This is a genomic window from Haloferula sp. BvORR071, from assembly GCF_000739615.1.
Taxonomy (GTDB): Bacteria; Verrucomicrobiota; Verrucomicrobiia; order Verrucomicrobiales; family Akkermansiaceae; genus Haloferula.
In genome coordinates, this window is sequence record NZ_BATP01000055.1 from 14,678 (window position 1) to 33,705 (window position 19,028).

A 19,028-nucleotide genomic window follows, 5' to 3' on the forward strand; every position below is an offset into this window, starting at 1 on the left:
CCTATCAGGTGAGGATCAGCGGGGGATTCAACTCCGCCCTCCGCCGCCGTGCACGCCATGCGATCAGGCCGATCCACGGTAGCGCCGCCGCGGGGAGAATCATCCAGTGTGGGATGAAGAGCATCCACTGGCTTCGCGGTTGATTGGCGTAGGCCGATTCCAGCCACTCCGGCAGGCTGCTGCTAGTTCCGAACGAATTCCAAGAGTCCACCGGATCCTTGATTTCTTTTCCGCGAATGAAAAACGGCGCCGGAAGCACCCGCGGCCAGTTCCTATTGTAGCTGTTCACGCGGTAGGCGGGGTGGGGGCTTGGGACGGCATTGTGGATCAGTGAGACCCCGCCACACCAGTTGATGGCCTTCACGCTGCCGGCCTCCGCCGAGACCATGGCAAACTGGGAAGCCCACCAGATGAAGAGGATGAAGCTTATCACCAGCAAGCCGGACCAAAAACTCAGCGAGCGGTGGAGGGCGAGTTTCACTCCCGGAACCTGGCAGCCCCGGGCCGGATGGCGAGCCCGTGGCGAAGCCTGCACGGCTGCCATCCAGCCCGCCTTCCAAGGATCGCTCTACGGGCTTTCCACCCGTAGAAAATCCCGCATTGTTTATAGGGCCAAATCGCGGAGGATTCCCGCTTTCCAAACGTAATTCCGCGAAGCCCGCCGCGCCTACCGCTTTCCGACCATGTCCGAACTCTCATCACCACCTGCCACGCCGCCGACCCTGTCCGCGGCCCAGCCACCGGCCCCCCCGCGCCGCCGCGGCTGCCTGGTGCCGACCCTCATCGGCTTCATCGTCCTCCTGCTGGTCATCATCGGCCTCTTCTTCTGGTTCAATCGCCCGATCCATCCGGTGCAGCTCAACGCCCAGGAAAAGGTCACCGTCCAGCAAAAGGTCGAGGCCATCCAGAACCCGGATGTCGAGCGCGTCCCCGCCTCCACCGGGCCGAATGCGAATGCCAATGGGAATACTCTGCCGAAGGCTCAACCCCAGGCCGAGCCCAAGTATGAAAAGGGCAGCCGCGAGATCATCCTGACCGAGCGTGAACTCAACGGCCTGCTCAATGAGCAATCGCTCGGCGACAAGTGGAAGATCGAGCTCGCCACCGACGCCCTCCATCTCCGCCTCGAGACCGACCTGCCCGCCGATCTGCCCATCGTCGGCGGCAGGCACCTCAAGGCCCGCTCCCGCTTCCTCATCAAGACCGACGACCACGGTGCCCACCTCGTCCTCGATGACCTCACCGTCTGGGGCGTCTCCCTGCCGAATGACTGGCTCGGCCAGCTCAAGGGCAAGGACCTCTTGGGCGAAGTCCTCGGCGGCGGCAAAGGCGGCCGCGTCGCCGGCATCGAGGAAATGAAAGTCGAGCCCGGCCAACTCAAGATCCGGCTGAAGGAGTAGGCTGGTCCGCACACCGCGTGCAGACGTGCGGCCCCGGCTGCCTTCTCAAGCCTACTAGTACGGAAGGTCCTTCCTGGTGTGGGCAATACAGCTCACCCCAGGGCTTTCGCCATCTCTTCAAAGACCTCTCGCTTTCCCTCAGCCTCACACCACTGGCGCACCGCCTTGAGATTCACGGCTGCCCCTTGGCTCCGGCATACGAGCACCGCTTGATCGAAGGTGTCCCGCGAGCCCCAGTAGATGAACGAGGCCAGCCGGTCCTTCACGCAGTCGGTCGGGGAGAGGATCTTGAGTCGTCGTCCATCTACTTCCATTTCGGCCGGTTCGATCGGAAACTCATCACCGATCTCCACCGGTCCCTTGGGGAATTCCAGATAAAGATGCCTGCACTCCGGATGGCGAAAGTAGCGGCTCTTTGATGGCACGAAGCCGATCTCCCCCAGCACGGCCTCCAGTCGCTTGCGCTGCAGGTCGTCGGGCACCATATCCAGATCGCCGGACTGATAGAGGCCCTCGGTGTAGATCGCCACCACCGCCCCGCCCACCAGCACCGAGCTTATCCCGGCCCCCTCCAGATGCCACGCCACATACTTCCAGAGTTCTTCCTCCGTGCACTGCTTCCAATCCGGCGGCTTCATTTAATGACTTGAATCATGGGTCATTTGACCTGAGATTCAAGTCATGAATTCCACCGCATTGGCAGACCTGTTCGGCAGCCGCGCCGCCGAAGCCGTACTGCTTCACCTCCACCACTACGGCGAATCCTATGGCCGTGCCGTCTCGGCGGATTTCGCGATCTCTCTGGATTCCGTCCAGCGGCAGTTGGAGAAATTCACCCGTGCCGGTGCCCTTGTCTCCAAGCAGCAAGGGCGCACCCTCCTCTACCGTTGGAACGCGAAGTCCCGCCTCGCGCTCCGCCTGCAGGATTTGGTGGCCATTGTTTACGATGGCATTCCCCTCGAAAGCCGATCACGTCTCTTCGCCACCCGTCGTCGTCCGCGCGCGAAAGACAAGCCGGTCATCCCGCGGCATCCTCCCGGCACTCGCTGAGTGATTTTGTGACACCCGCCGTCCATTTGCATCCCGCAAATCCCGGCGTTAGAGTCCCGCGTGAATATCGTCCTGAATTCCAGGGTGCTCATCGGCCGGGATCACATCGCGGCTGACCGCTACACCCGCCAGTGGCGCCCCGGCCTTCAGAAAGACATCGAGTGGCTCCAGAGCCCCTCCGAGCTCTGCGTCCTCAGCATCACCCGCGGGACGGACGAGATTCTCCCCGGTGAACCGGCACCGGCCCTCGCTAAAAAGCGCAGCGCCTACCCCGCCACCCTCGCCATGACCAATGGCCTCGAAGACGAACTCCGCCGCCACCTCGGCCTCAAGCTTCCGATCACCAGCCCGCATTGATCTCCGCCGCAAACGGAGTGTCGCTCTCCGGGCGTCATTTCCCGGTCGTGCTTCCTTCAGAAGCAAAGTCAGCTACCCCATCCCTGCGCTTCCGCTTCCCACGCTTCTCCGCCCGATACAAGGCCACGCACATGCACGGCAAGGCCGATGCCGCGAAGGGAATCCAGTGCGGCACAAAGAGCTGCCAGCCGCCATTCGTCGGCCCGTCCAAATATGTCCGGTCGATCTCCCCGGAGAAATAGCCCGACCCGCACTTTTCACCCGGCCGCATCGGGTAGACCTCCTGCCGAATCCACTTCGGCGCCCCGAAGCGCAGTCGCTCCTTGAGCTCGTGTCCCGCCAGGCTCCCATGGGTGGCATCCCATCCCCTTCTGCCGTAGTGATTGCTCCCGAAGCTCACTCGCGACGCCGCATTCATCACCACCAGATTCCCGCAGCGCAGCGCCGTTAGATAGCGCGTCGAATGCCACCAAGCCCAAGCGCTCGACACCGCCACGATCATTCCCGCCCAGAAGAGCAGCGAACGATGAAGCGGAATCCGGAGCTTCTGCAGCCCCGATGCCACAGGTCTCACCCTACCGCGATTCAAGTCATCACTCATCCCAACCATTCGCCGGATTCGCCCGATTTGTGACGCATCCCATCGCTTTTCTCCGCATTCGCCGCCGCCTTGCTCCGCCTCCACCACAGCAGCGTGCCCGCCCACGGCACCGCGAAGCCGAGCAACAGCACCCAATGCGGGATGAAAATCTGCCAATCGCCCTTTTTGCTCCACGCCAAGTAAATGGAATCGATTTCATCCAAGGGATCGCCATTCGTCCCGCTGAGTGTCACGGGAACGTCCCATCCCTTCCCGCTTTCTTCGGTTCTCACCAGCTTGGGAAAGCCGAATCGCCAAGGCGACCAAGTGATTTCGCCCGGATCGGTGCCAAAGCTGCCCCATCCGTTCTTCTTCAGCTCCTCAAAGTGACCCCAGCTCGCCAGCGAATTGGCATTCATGAGCAACCAACCGCGATAGAATGCGGAATTCATGCCCTGGCTGGAACGCCACCAGCCCCAGCCGATGAAGCCCATGATCACCACTCCCGCCCAAAACAGCAGCGAGCGATAGAGTGGCATGAGAACCCCGTACACGTTCTTGCGGCTCAAAGTTCAGAAGCAAGGGTCCCTCCGCCCTTCCTCCTCGGCCGCTTCTCCGCCCGATACACCACCGCGCACAAGCACGGCAAAGCCGCCGCCATGAAGGGAATCCAGTGCGGGATGAAGAGCTGCCAGCCGGCGTTCGAGGGCCCATCCAGATAGCTCCGGTCAATCTCACCGGAATAGTAGCCCGATGCGCAGAACTCACCCGGTCCCATCGGTGCGCCCATCTCATGAATATAGCGCGGCCCGCCGAAGCGGAGCCGCTCGCTGAGCTTGTAGCTCGCCAAATTACGGCAATGGGCATCCAAGCCCTTCCCGCCGTAATGATTGTATCCCACGCTCAACCGCGAGGCAGCATTCATCACCAGATAGTGTCCGCAGCGCAGCGACGTTAGACACCAGATCGAGAGCAACCAGGCCAAACCACTCAAAGCCGCCACGATCAACCCCGCCCGAAACAGTGGCGAACGATGAAGCGGAACCCGGACTCGGACATGGCGCATGATCCGCAATCCATGCACTCCGCCCACCACCGAATCAAGCCGCCATCTCCGCAGCAAGCGCCGCTTCTGCCCGCCACCGCTTCCAAACAAGGCACAGCATCGCCACTGCCCACGGCAGCGCGATGCTCTCCAGCAAGAGCCAGTGCGGCATGTAGAACTGCCAGCCGCCGTTTGATCGCCCTTCCAGATATTTCAGATCGAAATTGTCCGAATAATCTCCTGTCCCGCAGAAATCGCCGGGCTGAGGTGGATGAGGCTCCCAGTGAACCCACTTCGGCTTTCCAAAGCGCAGCCGCTTCTCGGGCGTATACCTCGCCAAGCTCTCGCGATCCACATCCCATCCCGTTCCACCGTAGAGATTGGTGCCGAAGCTCAGTCGCGATCCCGCGTTCATCACCACCGCATTCCCGTAGCGCAGCGCCGTCAGATAATGCGTCGACTCCCACCAGCCCCAGACGATGAACCCCATCACCATCACCCCCGCCCAAAGCAACAGCGAACGATAGAGCGGCACGCGAACCCCTCCGCTCCCCGCGTTCAGCCGGGTCGCCACATCTTCCACTATGCCTCTGCCTTTCAAATTTCGCGCCCTTTCGCGTGATTTCGCGGTTAACTCTAAACCCCGCCACCCACTCCATTCGTCATTCGGAAATTCGGAATTCGTCATTCTGCCTTTCCCTGTAACAAACCCCGCGCTTTCCTGAATCCTCCCGAGACCTCATCCTCTCACCGTGCCGAGCCCCAAGACCCGCCCGCCGCTCTTCGCCACCACCCGCTGGTCCTTGGTCGTCGCCGCCGGGGCAGGGGACTCTGCCGCCGCGTTGGAGGAACTCTGCCGCCTCTACTGGTTCCCCATCTACGCCGTGATCCGCAAGTCCGGCAAATCCGGCGCCGATTCCCAAGACCTCGCCCAGGGCTTCTTCGCCATGCTGTTAGAGCGCCGCACCATCGACCTCGCCGATGACTCGCGCGGGCGCTTCCGCAGCTTCCTGCTCACCGCGCTCAAGCGCTACCTCGCGAATGAATGGCACCGCGAGCACGCCGCCAAGCGTGGTGGCGGCCGCGAGCTCGTCCCGCTCGATCCCGAGCTCGCCGAGCGACTCTACCTCACCGGCGGTGGCGAATCCTCGCGCTCGCCGGATGAACTCTTCGACCGCCGCTGGGCACTCGCCATGCTCGATGCCGCGATGGCCGCGCTGGAACGCGAATATAAAGATGCCGGCCGCGCCGATGAATTCGCCCGCCTCGTCCCCAGCCTCACGGCCGCCCGCGGCGAGACCGACTACGCCGCCATCGCCCGCGAAACGAATAGCACCGAAGGCGCCACGAGAGTCGCCGTCCACCGCCTCCGCAAGCGCTTCCGCTTCCTCGTCCGTGCCGAAGTCGCCCGCACCGTCCTCTGCGAAGAAGAAGTGGATGCCGAAATGGCCGCCCTCATGCAGGCCCTCGGCGGCTGAGCAGCAGCCGGCCCCGACCACGATTTCCCTTAACTCCTCCCACGCCCGCATTGCACGGGAAGGAGCGAATGACGGTTCTCCGTAAATCTCGTTACGACGCCATCCGTCCTTCCCACTGGGGGCATGCTTCCAGCTGGCCGCTTGCGGTTGGCACGTCGACGGCATCAGTTCCGGCCAATACCCAAACCTCCTCCGCAAGCGACCAGGGAAAATCAGAATCCGGATCAAAGTCCTCCAGCCTCGCTGCCAACTTCGCCTCCGCCATCATCGCCGCGATCAACTCCACCGTCTTGGGCAGCTCCTGCTCATGGTGGAAGTGCCACTTCCGTCCATCGTAGGAGATCGGCACGCGCGGCAGGGGGTCGGGCATGATTCAGGCTCTCACCCCGCAGACGGAAAGTAGATCTCTATTAAGCCGCATTTTTTCGCCTGCCGTTCCCGGAAAGATCTGCTCCCGTCACCCCGCCAGCGCGCCGAATAGCGCCTGCATCTCCTCATCCACATCCGCATCACTCACCAGAGTCTGCGCGATCTCCTCCCTCAGCCTTTGCCGGTAGCGCTTCCGCAGGCGATGCACCGCCACCCGCGCCGCGCCCTCGCTCATCCCGGCTTCCTTCGCGATCTCTGCATACGCGATCTTCCCACTGCTCATCCCCAGGAAGGCCTTCCACTCCGCGAAGTCCGGCTCCTCCTCCGCCCGCCGCGCCAGCACCTGGTCCAGCAGGGCCACCGCCCACTCCCGGTCGAAGAGCTTGTCCGGCCGGCCGCGCTCATCCGCCGCCGGCTCCAGCCCCAGGCCCGACTCCGCATCCTGCCAGTCGATCGAGAGATGCGGCGCAAAGCCCCCGCGCTTCTGCCGGTGCTCCCGCTGCCACTCGCTCGCCATGTAATTCTTCAGCGAGCCTAACAGGAATGCCCGGAACCTGCCGCGGTCGCGGTCCACCAGGCGCAGCCCGCTGCCATCTAACAGATGCGCGAAGAAGCCCTGCACCAGATCCTCCGCATCCGCCGGCGCCCGCCCCAGCCGCCGCACATAGCGATACAGCGGCGGCCAGTACGTCCCGAAGATCCGCGCCAGTCCCTCCTCCCGCACCCGCGAATCATCCGCCCTCGCCGCTGCCCCCACGATCGACCACCGCGTCGTCGCAAACAGGGTGATGGGATTCGGAGTCGGATGCTTGCTTGGCTCGGTCATGAGTCTGACTTCTCCCACACCCTACCGCGAAGTGCGGGAAAGGTTACAGCGGGATTTCATCGCAAGCCTATGGAGTGCGGCGGCACGACGCCGCTTTGGCTCTCGGCAAGCTCCGCAGTTCAGACGGTCCGGACATTCCTTGCATCATCTTCCCACCAAGAAGCTGCTTGAACCCCGGAATTGGAGTGTTCATAAAAACACCATGGCCTATCCCCGTCCCCCCATCTCCTGGCCGCGTGCACCCGAGCACCGCCTCGGCAGCTATGGCACCTACTTCGTCACCGCCGGGACCTATCTCAAGGCCCACCGCTTCCGTGAAAACTTCCGCCTCGAAGTGCTCCATCGCGGCCTCCTTGCCGTGGCCGCGGAATTCGGTTGGACCCTGGAAGCATGGTCCGTTTTCTCAAACCACTATCACTTCATCGGTGTCTCTCCTCCGGGCGGAGCCGGGTCCTTGCCCCCGATGCTTGGCAAGCTCCACATGAAGACGTCCAAGTGGATCAACCGCCTGGATGATACCCAAGGTCGCAAGGTATGGCACAATTTCCGGGAGACCTTGCTGACTTTTGAGAGCTCTTATTTCGCGCGCTTGAATTACGTCCATCGGAATGCGGAGAAGCACGGGTTGGTTCGACGGGCTGAGCAGTATCCGTGGTGCTCGGCTGGATGGTTTGCCCGAGAGGCAACGTCCGCACAGCAGAAGACCATCGCCGCGTTTCCGGTGGACAGGGTGAAGGTATACGATGAGTACGCGCCCGTGTGGCAGGCGAAGGATTGAAGGCGATCCGTGGCTGCTGGAACGAACAGCACGCACCCGCAGCCAAAGCGGCGTCGTGCCGCCGCACTCCATATTGGATCGCCCCTCTAACAAATCCGGTCCGGGACCGCGCTCATCACGCAGCACTCCGGGCCGGCCAAACACCGCGTCGGCTCGGCCACGGGTGGCTGAGCTCTTCCGGCACTTCTGGCGGCAGAGGCGGTGCCACCGCATTCTGCCGCTCCTCCCGTCGCAATCTGCACAGTCTTGCAACTTCGCCTCACGCGATGAAATCCGGCATCCCGCCTCGCTCTAGGGACCTTCGCCATCAGCCCGGGGGTATGACGATTGCTGAAAGCGATCTGCGCGGGTCTTCGCGTTCCTCCAACCCACGATCACTCCTCCAATCATGAAAACCCTCATCGCCGCTTGTCTGGTCGGCTTGCTCCAGCTTGCCATTCCCAGCACCTCCTCCGCCCAGGTCGCCTTGCGCATCCAGGATCTCTACGATCCGGGGCTCGCGCCCTTTTACCATGGCGTCGCCTCCGGCGATCCCTTGCCGGATGGTGTCATCATCTGGACCCGTGTCACCCCGCCGGGCAAGATCCGCCCCGGCACGCCCCGCCGCTTCCCGGTGAGCTGGACCGTTGCGAGCGATCCCGCGCTGAGCCAGGTGGTCGCCAGCGGCAATACCTTCGCCACCGCCGATCGCGACTTCACTGTGAAGATCGATGTCCGCGGCCTGCAGCCCGGCAGCACCTACTACTACGGCTTCACTGCCCAAGGCCGCCAGTCGATCACCGGCAAGACCAAGACCGCACCATCATCCGCGGTCGATCAATTGAAGTTCGCCGTCGTCTCCTGCGCGAACTACGAGTGGGGCTTCTTTTCCGGCTACGCCAAGATCGCGGACCGCACCGATATCGATGCGGTGATCCATACCGGCGACTACATCTACGAATACCCGGACAATGCCTCCTACAGCTCGCCGGAGGTGCGCGACCTGCGCACGCTGTTTCCCTTGAATGAAACCGTCACGCTCAAGCACTACCGCACCCGCTACGCCTGCATCCACCTGGATCCCAACCAGCGCCGCGCCCACCAGCAGCATCCCTTCATCACCATCTGGGACGACCACGAATTCGCGAACAACGCCTGGCGCGGCGGTGCCGAGAACCATACCCCGTTCAAGGAAGGCCGCTGGAGCCGCCGCAAGGCCGCTGCGATCCGCGCCTACATGGAGTGGATGCCCGTGCGCGAGCAGGGCACCAGCATCGTGCGCGCCCTGAGCTACGGCCCCTTGATGGATCTGATCCTGCTCGATACCCGCATGGAGGGCCGCGACATCCAGATCGAGGACGTGAACAACCCTCTCCTCTACTCGCAGAATCGCACCATGCTCGGCCTGACCCAGAAGGATTGGCTCAAGAATGAGTTGGCCAGCTCCACGGCCACCTGGAAGATCATCGGCAATCAGGTGATCTTCTCGGAGTTCAATATCGGCTTCGCCGCCGGCATTGACCCTCTGGTCAGCTCCGACTTCCTCGAAAGCAAGTTCCTGGATATCTGGGACGGCTATCCCGCGGAGCGCGCGGAGCTGGTGAACTTCATCAAGGATGAGGCAGTCGACAACGTGGTGATCCTCTCCGGCGACATCCATTGCAGCTTCGCCTTCGAAGTCGCGAACCCCGCCTTCGGCAATGCCAACTACAACCCCGCCACCGGCGCGGGCGCGGCTGCCGTCGAGTTCACGACGCCCAGTTTGTCCGCGGCGAACTTCGATGAAGAGATCGGCGAGTTCTTCACCGGGCAATTGGAGCCGATTATCAACAGCCCTTACCAGGGGGTGAACCACAATCCCCACATGAAGTTCGCCGACCTGGATCGCCACGGCTACATCATCCTCTCCGTCACTCCGACCCAGACCCAGGCGGACTACTACTACCTGGCGGACGTCACCGTCCCCCAGACCACTGAGAGCTGGGGCGCGGGGTGGATCACCCCCGCGGGATCTCACTTGCTCACGCCAGCGAGTGCTCCCGCACCCGCCAAGGCAGTGCAGGATGTGCCCGCGCCGTGAAAAGGTAGTCCGCACACGCCGTGTGCGGACGAAGGGTCCCTAAGGGCGCTCACCACTCGTGTATCCTCCCCGTGCGGCGCAGCCGCCAATCCAAAGCCCCGAAAGGGGCGGCACGGAGATAGCCCAGGGCAAGCGGCGAAGCGCGCAGCCCTGGGTTTCATGCGCAGCTATTCATGCCCCCTGAATTGGGGGCCAAGAGTGTGGTGGCTCCAGACGGCTTGCTCATCCGCGACCTCCTTGCCCCCAATTCAGGGGGCCGATGGTTTCCGGCATCGGACCCAAGGTTGCGCACGCGATGCGTGCTTACCTTGGGCTATCTCCGTGCCGCCCCTTTTGGGGCTCTTGAGCTGCACTCCTCAAGCCCTCTAACAGAATGGGCCTGGAACGGCGCGCTCCCGCACCGTCCCAGGCCGGCAAACGAATTCTCAACTCCCCCTCACTGCTCCGGCTCCGCCGGCGCCAGTTCTTCTAACGCGGGAGCCCCCAGCGGCTCGGGTGCTCCAGGCTCGATCCGCAAGGTCTGCCCCACGCTCAAAAGATTGGGATTGATCCCCGGATTCGCCGCTTCGAGTTCCCCGGCATCCAAGCCGTATTGTCGCGCGATGCCCACGATCGTTTCACCCGCCTGCACCGTGTGGATGTTCTGGTTCGTAACGATGGGCGCCGGCGGCGGAGCAGCTGCTCCCGGCTCAACCGGCGCCCCCGGCGGCAGGGGTGGCGAGGGTACTACCGGCGGCTGTACGATGGGCGGCTGGGCTGGCTCCGGCTTCACCTCCAGCGGCGGCGGTGGAATCACGGGAGGAACCGGCACCAGTGTCGGCGCGGGCATCGGCGCAGCCCCCGGCACACCTGGCACTGGCTGAACGAAAGGCGGTGCTGGAGCCGCGCCCGGCACCATGGCCCTGCCCGGCGGTCCACCTGCAGTCAGCGGAATCCCGGGATTCGGAATCGGAGCGGATGGGGCCGGCGGAAACGCATTCATCGCTCCCGGGGCGCCCGGAACTCCCACCGCGGCCCCAGGCCCAGGCATGAACTGCGCAGGCGCCCCTGCCGGAGCCCCGGGAACGCCACCACCTGCACCCATCATCATGCCCGGATTCATCATCCTCCCGCGTCCCATCACGGCACCTTCCGCCGGGAACTGCCTCTGCACTGCAAAGCCCGCTGGTTCCCCTTGCATCTGATTCATCGCCATCGCCCGCGCCGACTCCGCAGCCGTCTTCTCCAGCTCCTGCCCCAGTTGCAGCACCTCCTGCCGCGTCTCATCCGTCAGCTTCGATAAGATCTCGATCTTCCGCTGCAGCCGCTCCTGCCCGGCGGCATTCGCGCCCTCACTGCTCTCATTCACCAGCAGTTGCAGCCGGCTATCGCGCAGCGTGCCCTGCAGCTTCTCGTAGTGGCGGATCGCCACATCCAGATCGATCCGCATCAGCCGCTGCACCACCGGCGCAGACGGAGTGGGGGAGTAGTCATCCGCACGGATAACCCAAGTCGAAGCGGCCAGCGCCGCCAGCGTCACAAAAACCTTCGTCCCTTTCATGGCATTCATTGGATAATAGATGTTAGATAGCACGTCGTAGATTCCAGTTCATCACTCCTAGCCCTTCAAAAATTCCGCACTCCGCACTTCTTCTCACTCCTCCATCTTCTTTACCTTCTCGCGCTCCTCCGCGATCGCCTTCTCCAGCACTTCGATCACCCGCTCCACTATCTTCAGCTCCTCCGCATTCACCCCATCGCCCTCCGCTGCCAGCAGATCCCGCTTCAGCCGCGCCTCCCGCAGCCGTTCCTGCAAGTCCTGATAGCCCTTCAGCGCCGCGCTCAGCTCGATCTCCCGCAAGCGGTCCGCTGCCCGCTGATAGCTCACCTGCGTGAGGTTCGCCTCCTTGCACGCCTTCAACACCGCCAGCACACGCGCGTGAGTGGCCGCCTGCTCACCCGTCACCAGGATCTTCCGGTACGGGTCCTCGCGTGCGATCACCGCCAGCTTCGGGCCCAGCTCCTCCAGCTTCAGCATCTCATCGTCGAGCAGGAGGAAGCCATCTTCATCGATGAAGATCTGCGTCGGCGGATGGTCCGGCGGCCCCGGTAGCACGATCCCCTGCGCAGGGTCCGGCTCTGCCTTTGGCAGCGGCGGCTCTTCTCCCTGCACCACCGGCTGTAGCAGATTCAGGTTCGTCAGACCCGCGCGCGTGCACAGATCCAGCAACTCCGTCACCACCGTGTAGGAAGTGGAATTCTCCGTCACGATCTCCACATAGGGATCGCCGCCCCGCTCCGCCTTCAAGCGCTGCAGCTCTTGCAACAACGCTTCGCCTGCCAGCGCCTTGCCCTCCACGGTCATGCTGCCATCCTCCTTGAGCGCGATCCGCAGCGGCGCATGGGCGATTGCGGGCTGCCGCTTCGGTGCGGTCTGCTCATTCATGAACCTCTCCAGCTCCTCCAGCTTCCGTTCCAACTCCGTCGGCGGGGCGGGTGGCGGTGGCTCCGCTTGCTTCCCGCGCGGCGGCAGCGCCGCACCCGGAGCTTCCGCCGCAGCAACGGCCGCAGCCGCCCGCTTCGCGTGCCTCGCCTCCGTCTCCCAGACCGTGGCGGTCAGGACCGAGGTGGTGAAGTAGATCCGCTGGAAGCCGAAATCCCGGCAAAACTTCAGCGTCTCCACCATCCGCCCCAGTTGCCTGTCTGCGGCGGTATCGCTCAGGCTCGGGTTGATCAGCCCCAGCCCCTTGCTGATGAGCTTTACCGGCCGCTGCGGATCGGTGGCGGCCATCCGCTTCAGCGCCGCCGGCAAATCCTCCACCGCCACCCCGCCGATCTTCGGCAGTTCATCCCCATTGACCGTGATCAGGAGCGGCGGCACCTCCGGATCTTCCCCCTCTTTCGCCTTCGCCGTGAAGCTCACCTGCTTCAGTCCGACGTGGCGGCAGGCGAGCAGCAGATCCAGCAGCGCCCGGTGGGGAAACTGCGCGCCGGGACTGATGACCTCCACCGACATCTGCCGCGTGTCCTTGCCCTCCACCAGCGGCTTCAGCCCGGTGATGAATCCCTCCATGCCGAGGCCATTGTTCGGCACACCCTGCCCGAGCTCGATGCGGATGCTCATGCCCGAGGCGCTTATCGCGAGCCCCTTCTTCGGCGTTGCCTCCCCGCCACCATCCTCCACGGGCGGCAGACTGGGCGCGCCCGCGGTGGGCCGGTTCCTGAACTCCGCCTGCCAAGATCGCGCCACCTCCGCCTCCGTGGTGAAGAAGATCCGCTTGAAGCCGGCGCTCTGGCATTGATTCACCCAAGCGCTGTAGATGGAACTCGCCCGCCGGTCCCGCTTATGGCGGGGCTGTGAGGCCTCGAAGTCCGGCGCCAGAATCCTCACCTGTGCTTTCGGCTGGGCTGCCGCCGCGTTCTTCAGGGATGCGGCCGAGGCCGGATCTGTGAGTCCCAGCCGCTCGCCACCGATACCGATCGCTTCATCTCCTGAAAGCTCCAGCAAGAGGACCGGCATCGCGGGATCTTCGACTCCATCCGGCGCATTCCAGAAGCTGATCCGCTTCAGTCCGGCATCGCTGCAGAGGTTGAGGATGTCCCCGAGCCGGGCCGGGCTGAAGTGCGGGGTGATGCTGAGGATCCGCACCGGCAGGCCTTCATTCCCTTCGGCGACCCGCTCCAGTGCCTGATAGAATTCACTGGCATCGAAGTTGATCCCATTGATGCCGGCGGCCTTCTCGTCCTTGTCATCGAAGGAAATCCGGATACGCGGCTCAGCGTCGGGGCTGAGTTGGATCGCCTTGCGGGCCTCCTCGATCTTGTAGCTCAGGCGGCTGTTAGCTTCCGCATACTCCGCCCACGCCTGCTTCGTCTGTGCATCGGACAGGACCCGCCTCTGGTGCGCGAAATTGAGCAAGATGCTTCCCAGGCTGATCAGCAAGAGCACGCCCCACACCCCCAGCACTGCCTTACCCGTGCGGGTCCCCCGCGCCCGGATCGCGAAGACCAGCGAGGCGATCGCGCAACCAACTCCAAGAAAGAAAATGATCCCTTCTTTCTGCGGCGGCACCAGGCTCATCAGCAGTGGCGTGCCGAAGATCGCGCCCAGCATTAGGATCAGCGCCCAGCGCCGCTCCGTCTCCCGCTCCGGGACAGCGGACGAGCGGGCCGCGAGCGCCAGCGCCACTGCAACCCCAGCCAAGACCAGCCCGCCGACGAAAACCGCCGCTTCCCGCGGGAAGTCCCCGCCACCCAGCGCATGGGCCAGAAGGAGCAGGAAGAAGACTCCGATCAGCGTGCACCAAGTCGTGATCACCACCTTCCCCGTGCGGCTGTGCCGGGCATGGATCGCGGCGATCAGGGACCCCAGCGCGCAGCCAAGCCCCAGCACGAAGATCAACAGGCCATTCCCGAATATCCTCAGGCCCATGACCAGCGGCACCCCGAGCAGCGCCACCAGCATCAGGATCACCGCCAACCGCGCCTTGGAGCTCCCCACCTCGCCCAGCGGCGTGGCAGCAGCAACAGCAGCAGGCGCCGCTGCCGGGGCAGGGGAGGGATCCACCAGCGTCTTCGCCGCAGCAGCGACCTCCGGCACCGGCCGCGGCTCCCGCACTGGCGGAAAGGTCGCGGGTGCCGTCGGCGTCCCCGCTGGCGGTGGCGTTGGCGCATTCGCCATCGTCTCCACCACTGTCTTGAATTCACCCGCCGTCTGGTAGCGCAACTCCGGCCGCCCTTGCAGCGCCCGCAGCACGATCTGGTCGATCTTCACATCCACCAGCACCCTGTTAGAGGGCACCTCGAATTGCTTCGCCGGCCGCTCGCCGGTCAGCATCTCATACAGCACCACCCCCAGCGAATAGATGTCCGCACGGTGATCGATCTCCGTCGTGTGCCCGCCCACTTCCGGTGCCATGTAGGCCGGTGTGCCGGACTTGTCCGCCGCCTCGCCCGCCATCGTCGCGATCCCGAAGTCCGCGATCTTCACCCGCCCCTCACGGTCTAACAGAATGTTCTCCGGCTTGATGTCGCGGTGCACCACCCCGTGGTCATGCGCGAATTGCAGCGCATCGCAGATCGGTGGCACGATCGCCAGCGCCTGCTGCGCCTCCAGCCGGCCATCGCGCAGCAGATCCCGCACGTTCACCCCGTCGATGTATTCCATCACGATGTGGAACAGCCCGCCGGCGTGGCCGAAGTCGTGGATCGTCACAATGTTCGGGTGGTTCAGCCGCGCCAGCAGCTTCGCCTCCTTCTCGAAGCGCGCCGCGAAGCCCGGATCATCCTGGAACTCCCCGGCCAAAATCTTGATCGCCACGATCCGGTCCAGCGCCTTCTGCCGCGCCTTGTAAACGACCCCCATCCCCCCGCGCCCCAGGCACTCCAGGATCTCGAACTGCGGAAACTTCTCCTCAAGCTCAGCAGGCGCGGGCGGCGGCGATGAGGAGGGCTGCTCGCCGGTCGGCATCGTCCGTGTCCGCAGATTCATCGCCAGCAGACAGCGTGGGCAGAGCCCGGCCGGACTGGCAGGATCCAGCGGCGAACCGCAACGCGGGCATGTGGGCGATGCCGGGGATGGTGTCATGTCTGGGGATTCAGAAAACAGCGCAGCTTGTTACACGGAAATCAACCGCGCGAGAAGATCCCTCTTCCCGGGAGCGCGGCGCAGCCGCCTTGGACTGCGTGTAGCCTGCTACCGCTTTCCGGCAGGCAACCCTGTTGCCGTGAAGCACCGGAAGATCTCCCCTTCACCCATCGTGCAGGGGGTGGAGCGATCCCAAGACTCCTTTCAACCACACGCGGGCAGCGAAAGCGAACTGGTCCGTTCACCCTGCCGCAAACGCAGATGACTCCGCGGACCGCTCGATTCCTCACGGCAGCAAGGCTGCCTGCTCTAAAGCGGCAGCAGGCTGCACGCACTCCAAGGCGGCTGCGCCGCGATTGGGGCCGACCGCTCCAACCCAATGCTCCAAAAAACCCTTGCTAAATCCTACTCGTTGGTGTGAATTCCGCGCAGCTCACCCCACCAGGGAAGCGGCGACCCTTAGAAGCGGGAGCCAATCATGACCGGCGCATCACCTGACGGGAGCGCCGATCGCCCATCGCCTCACACCAGGTGGCGATCTCCGACAGCCAGCCTTCTCCATACGGCCAGGAGCCTTAGCAGCCGACCCGCTTCACCTCAGCTTCCATGATTCCCCAGTTTCTCCTCGTCTCCAGCACCCCGCTCGCAGCACTCCTGCAGAGGCTGGGCCTGTGTTGTTGCTGCTGCGGTTGTCGTCGCTGATCGACGCCCGCTCCGCCTGCGGCCCTTAGCCGTGCGCGCCCACCCGGCAGGCAGATCCAATGCCGCCGCTCCTCGCCGCCGGTCGATCTAACAGATCCGGCGAGCCACTCCTCCACCGGTCCCGGCAGAGCTCTGCCCTCAGGCCGATGGGAGAGCTCTGCCTCGTTTTACACAGCACCCTTTTACCATTTCGCATTCTCATGTTCTACGTCCTTCAAAGCACCACGGTGACCACCGTGAGCGCCGGCTTCTCACCCTTCGAGCCCTCACGCTGGGCACCGGGCCAGATCGTTCATTTCAGCACGGAAGGCGCTGCCCGTCTCAAGGGCAGGGCAGCTGCCATCCTGGCCGGTCTCTCCGGCGATGCCTGGCAGATTGAGATCCTCACCTCCGCTTCGAGCGCTGCGGCGCCGCGCTTCCCGTCTCCTCCGGGCATCATCGTCCGCTTGTTGAAACGGCGGCCGGTCGATGACGCCATCACCACCGCGATCCGCGACTACGCGGCCCGCATCCCCAGCTTCAGCCCGGCGGCGCAGGAAGCGCATTCGCAGCGCGGAGCCGCCTGAGAAACCACCTTCCGATCACCTCGCGCGAGGAGTTGGCCCAAGCCGGACACCGCTCCTGTGGGCGTCCGGCGACCCCTGAAAACCAAGAACCGCAGCATCACCTGTTAGAATACTTATGAAACCTCGTTCATCCTCCCTCATCCTCGCCGGCACCCTGCTCGCCGGACTTGGCAGCGCGGCCCGTGCCGATGTCATCACCGACTGGAATCTCTACGCCATCCAGGTCTCGAAGGCCGGGGTCTCTCCCATCAGCGGCGCGGCCAATCCCTTCACCGGCTCCGCGCTGAATACCAATCTGGCGACCCGCATCCACGCCATCGAAGCCATCGCGGTTTACAATGCCGTGAACTCGATCATCGGCTTCGGCACCGCCTACGGCAGTTATAGTACGCCCGCCGCGCCCGGTGCCTCCCCGGCGGCCGCCGCCGCGCAGGCCGCCCGCGATGTGCTGGTGAATTACTTCCCAAGCCAGCAGACCGGCTTGGACGCGCGCCTAGCCACCAGCCTCGCCACCATTCCCGCCGGCCAGGCGAAGACCGATGGCATCGCCGCCGGTAGCGCCGCCGCCGCGCACATCATCGCGCTGCGCTCGAATGACGGCTCCGCGCCCAATAGCACCTACCCCGGCCCCGCGGGCCCCGGCGTCGGCACCTACCAGCTCACGCCGAATATTCCCGGTGCCGCCACCCCGCCCTTCACCTTCAATCCGGGGATCAACTTCCAGTGGAAGAGCGTCACCCCCTTCGTGCTGGCTACCCCCAGCCAATACCGCCCCGAGCCGCCGCCCGCCGTCGGCTCACCGCGCTACGTGAAGGCGCTCAACCAGGTGAAGGTCTATGGCGATCCTACCAACCCGCGGCACACCGCGGAGCTGAACAGCATCGCCAACTTCTATCGCCTCGATGCCGAGATCCTCGTCAATGAGATCGGCCGCAAGCTCTCGCAATTGAACTCCTTCAACCTCGCCGAGAATGCACTGCTCTTCGCCCAGCTAGACATCGGCGCGGCGGACATCCGCATCGCCGAGTGGGACGCGAAGTACTTCTACCTTTCCTGGCGGCCGATCACCGCGCTCAACGCGGATCCCAGCGGTGCCGTGACTAACAACTACAGCGCCTGGAAGCCGACCCTGGTCACGCCGAACCATCCCTCCTACCCCAGCGGCCATAGCGGCACGGTCTCGGGCCTCGAGATCCTGCGCTCTTACTTCGATGACGACTTGCCGCCGAATTTCACCATCACCACTACCACTGGCGAGCCCGCACGTGTGGTCTCTTCGTTACGCCAGATCGAGGCCGACAACGGCCTGAGCCGGATCTACGGCGGCATCCACTTCTCCTACGACAATGAAGCCGGCCAAGCCCTCGGCCGCGCCGTCGCCGCAGACATCCTCGCCCACGGCCCGCGCCTCCTGCCTTGAATGAAGCATTCACCCCTCTACCCAGAACACAACATGACCAAGCAATCCTCCTTCAAGCCGCTGTCGCTGCTGCTCGCCTCCATCGCGGGCCTCGCCAGCTCCGGCGCCGCGGTGCTCACCAATGGCGGCTTCGAGTCCGGCACCAGCGGCTGGACCGCCAGCGGCAGCTTCACCACGGTCTCATCCCTCGATGGCGAATACGCGGCGGTGAGTCCGACCGCCGGAACCTCCTTCGGTGTAGTCTCTAACAATGGCGTCACCCAGGCATCCGCCTCGCAGACCTTCGACATCAGCGCGGCCTACCTCCTCTTCGACTACCGCTTCCTCACCGATGAATACAACACCGGCACCGCCTACAATGACTCCGCCTCGGTCATCCTCACCATCGGCGGAAATCCGACCACGCTTCTAACAGTCTCGCGCAACGATCTCCAGTCCGGCGGCCAGGGCTCCCTGCTCGCGGGTGCCGGGTTCCTGGATAACACCCAGTTCGGCTTCGACATCGGCCAGAATGCTTGGAAGACCTTCCTCTTCGACACCTCCGCCTTCATCGGGCAATCCGCCACGCTGAGCTTCCAGGTGAACAACGTGGGTGACAGCACCCCCGACATCGGCGTCAGCCAGCTCGCCGTCGACCGCATCCAGCAAGTCCCCGAGCCCACCGCTCCGGCCCTGCTGCTCTCGGCCCTCGGCCTCACCGCCCTGCGCCGCCGCCGTCGTTGAATGGATTCCCTCCTCACTGCCGCCGCGCCACACACCGCGGCGGCAATCATCCCCAAGGCAGAGCGCCTCCTGCGCGCTCCGCCTTGGGGATCTGCTGCGGGCACGCCAT

General features: G+C 64.1%; 19 protein-coding genes. 9 read left to right on the forward strand and 10 right to left on the reverse strand.

The genetic code is table 11. The features are described 5' to 3' along the window. Positions 1 to 4: 4 nt before the first annotated feature. Positions 5 to 481, reverse strand: a complete 477-nt coding sequence (locus BV071_RS26340; protein WP_265594924.1) for a hypothetical protein — start codon at positions 479 to 481, stop codon at positions 5 to 7. Positions 482 to 683: 202 nt separating this feature from the next. On the opposite strand from BV071_RS26340, the gene BV071_RS26345 reads away from it, so the two are divergent. Then, entirely contained in the window at positions 684 to 1,400 is a 717-nt protein-coding gene (locus tag BV071_RS26345; RefSeq protein ID WP_035613751.1) for a hypothetical protein, read from the forward strand. Positions 1,401 to 1,492: 92 nt separating this feature from the next. On the opposite strand, the gene BV071_RS26350 is transcribed toward BV071_RS26345, so the two are convergent. After that, complete coding sequence (locus BV071_RS26350) at positions 1,493 to 2,038, reverse strand: hypothetical protein (RefSeq protein ID WP_035613756.1); 546 nt, start codon at positions 2,036 to 2,038, stop codon at positions 1,493 to 1,495. A 43-nt stretch (positions 2,039 to 2,081) separates the two neighbouring features. On the opposite strand from BV071_RS26350, the gene BV071_RS26355 reads away from it, so the two are divergent. Both BV071_RS26355 and BV071_RS26360 read left to right on the forward strand, forming a co-directional pair. Next, positions 2,082 to 2,450 (forward strand): hypothetical protein, encoded by a 369-nt coding sequence (locus BV071_RS26355; RefSeq protein WP_035613757.1) that lies wholly within the window; start codon positions 2,082 to 2,084, stop codon positions 2,448 to 2,450. A gap of 60 nt (positions 2,451 to 2,510) precedes the next feature. Beyond that, complete coding sequence (locus tag BV071_RS26360) at positions 2,511 to 2,807, forward strand: hypothetical protein (RefSeq protein ID WP_035613760.1); 297 nt, start codon at positions 2,511 to 2,513, stop codon at positions 2,805 to 2,807. Between the two features lie 34 nt (positions 2,808 to 2,841). Here BV071_RS26360 and BV071_RS26365 read toward each other — a convergent pair whose 3' ends face one another. Genes BV071_RS26365 through BV071_RS26380 form a run of 4 tightly spaced genes read right to left on the reverse strand, consistent with a single transcriptional unit; the run spans position 2,842 to position 5,006 of the window. Beyond that, positions 2,842 to 3,381, reverse strand: coding sequence for a hypothetical protein (locus BV071_RS26365; RefSeq protein WP_265594925.1), 540 nt, complete (start codon positions 3,379 to 3,381; stop codon positions 2,842 to 2,844). Positions 3,382 to 3,404: 23 nt separating this feature from the next. Beyond that, positions 3,405 to 3,926: a hypothetical protein gene (locus BV071_RS26370; protein ID WP_265594926.1), complete on the reverse strand. Its 522-nt coding sequence runs from the start codon at positions 3,924 to 3,926 to the stop codon at positions 3,405 to 3,407. Positions 3,927 to 3,952: 26 nt separating this feature from the next. Then, positions 3,953 to 4,453 (reverse strand): hypothetical protein, encoded by a 501-nt coding sequence (locus tag BV071_RS26375; protein WP_265594927.1) that lies wholly within the window; start codon positions 4,451 to 4,453, stop codon positions 3,953 to 3,955. A 34-nt stretch (positions 4,454 to 4,487) separates the two neighbouring features. Continuing rightward, complete coding sequence (locus tag BV071_RS26380; protein WP_265594928.1) at positions 4,488 to 5,006, reverse strand: hypothetical protein; 519 nt, start codon at positions 5,004 to 5,006, stop codon at positions 4,488 to 4,490. A 178-nt stretch (positions 5,007 to 5,184) separates the two neighbouring features. On the opposite strand from BV071_RS26380, the gene BV071_RS26385 reads away from it, so the two are divergent. Further along, entirely contained in the window at positions 5,185 to 5,910 is a 726-nt protein-coding gene (locus tag BV071_RS26385; RefSeq protein WP_035613773.1) for a hypothetical protein, read from the forward strand. Positions 5,911 to 6,001: 91 nt separating this feature from the next. Here the strand turns inward: BV071_RS26385 and BV071_RS26390 are convergent, their stop codons facing one another. Further along, positions 6,002 to 6,280, reverse strand: a complete 279-nt coding sequence (locus tag BV071_RS26390; protein WP_035613775.1) for a hypothetical protein — start codon at positions 6,278 to 6,280, stop codon at positions 6,002 to 6,004. An 87-nt stretch (positions 6,281 to 6,367) separates the two neighbouring features. Next, positions 6,368 to 7,105 carry a sigma-70 family RNA polymerase sigma factor gene (locus BV071_RS26395; protein WP_052573909.1) on the reverse strand — a complete coding sequence of 246 codons (738 nt, stop codon included), beginning with the start codon at positions 7,103 to 7,105 and terminating at the stop codon, positions 6,368 to 6,370. Between the two features lie 202 nt (positions 7,106 to 7,307). On the opposite strand from BV071_RS26395, the gene BV071_RS26400 reads away from it, so the two are divergent. Together BV071_RS26400 and BV071_RS26405 are read left to right on the forward strand one after the other, a co-directional pair. Continuing rightward, complete coding sequence (locus tag BV071_RS26400) at positions 7,308 to 7,883, forward strand: transposase (protein ID WP_035613776.1); 576 nt, start codon at positions 7,308 to 7,310, stop codon at positions 7,881 to 7,883. A gap of 388 nt (positions 7,884 to 8,271) precedes the next feature. Next, a complete protein-coding gene (locus BV071_RS26405; RefSeq protein WP_052573910.1) occupies positions 8,272 to 9,942 on the forward strand; it encodes an alkaline phosphatase D family protein in 1,671 nt (556 codons plus the stop codon). 436 nt (positions 9,943 to 10,378) lie between these two features. Here BV071_RS26405 and BV071_RS33715 read toward each other — a convergent pair whose 3' ends face one another. Further along, a complete protein-coding gene (locus BV071_RS33715) occupies positions 10,379 to 11,482 on the reverse strand; it encodes a LysM peptidoglycan-binding domain-containing protein (protein ID WP_265594929.1) in 1,104 nt (367 codons plus the stop codon). A 93-nt stretch (positions 11,483 to 11,575) separates the two neighbouring features. Continuing rightward, positions 11,576 to 15,508 carry a serine/threonine-protein kinase gene (locus tag BV071_RS33720; RefSeq protein ID WP_081886245.1) on the reverse strand — a complete coding sequence of 1,311 codons (3,933 nt, stop codon included), beginning with the start codon at positions 15,506 to 15,508 and terminating at the stop codon, positions 11,576 to 11,578. A 902-nt stretch (positions 15,509 to 16,410) separates the two neighbouring features. On the opposite strand from BV071_RS33720, the gene BV071_RS26420 reads away from it, so the two are divergent. The 3 genes from BV071_RS26420 (at position 16,411) to BV071_RS26430 (ending at position 18,919) form a co-directional block, all read left to right on the forward strand. Beyond that, on the forward strand, positions 16,411 to 16,776 hold the full coding sequence (locus tag BV071_RS26420; protein ID WP_035613779.1) for a hypothetical protein: 366 nt from the start codon (positions 16,411 to 16,413) through the stop codon (positions 16,774 to 16,776). Between the two features lie 115 nt (positions 16,777 to 16,891). After that, the gene (locus tag BV071_RS26425; RefSeq protein WP_052573913.1) at positions 16,892 to 18,196 is read left to right on the forward strand and encodes a vanadium-dependent haloperoxidase; all 1,305 of its coding nucleotides are present in this window, start codon (positions 16,892 to 16,894) and stop codon (positions 18,194 to 18,196) included. A gap of 33 nt (positions 18,197 to 18,229) precedes the next feature. Then, positions 18,230 to 18,919 carry a PEP-CTERM sorting domain-containing protein gene (locus BV071_RS26430; RefSeq protein WP_035613781.1) on the forward strand — a complete coding sequence of 230 codons (690 nt, stop codon included), beginning with the start codon at positions 18,230 to 18,232 and terminating at the stop codon, positions 18,917 to 18,919. Positions 18,920 to 19,028: the final 109 nt, after the last annotated feature.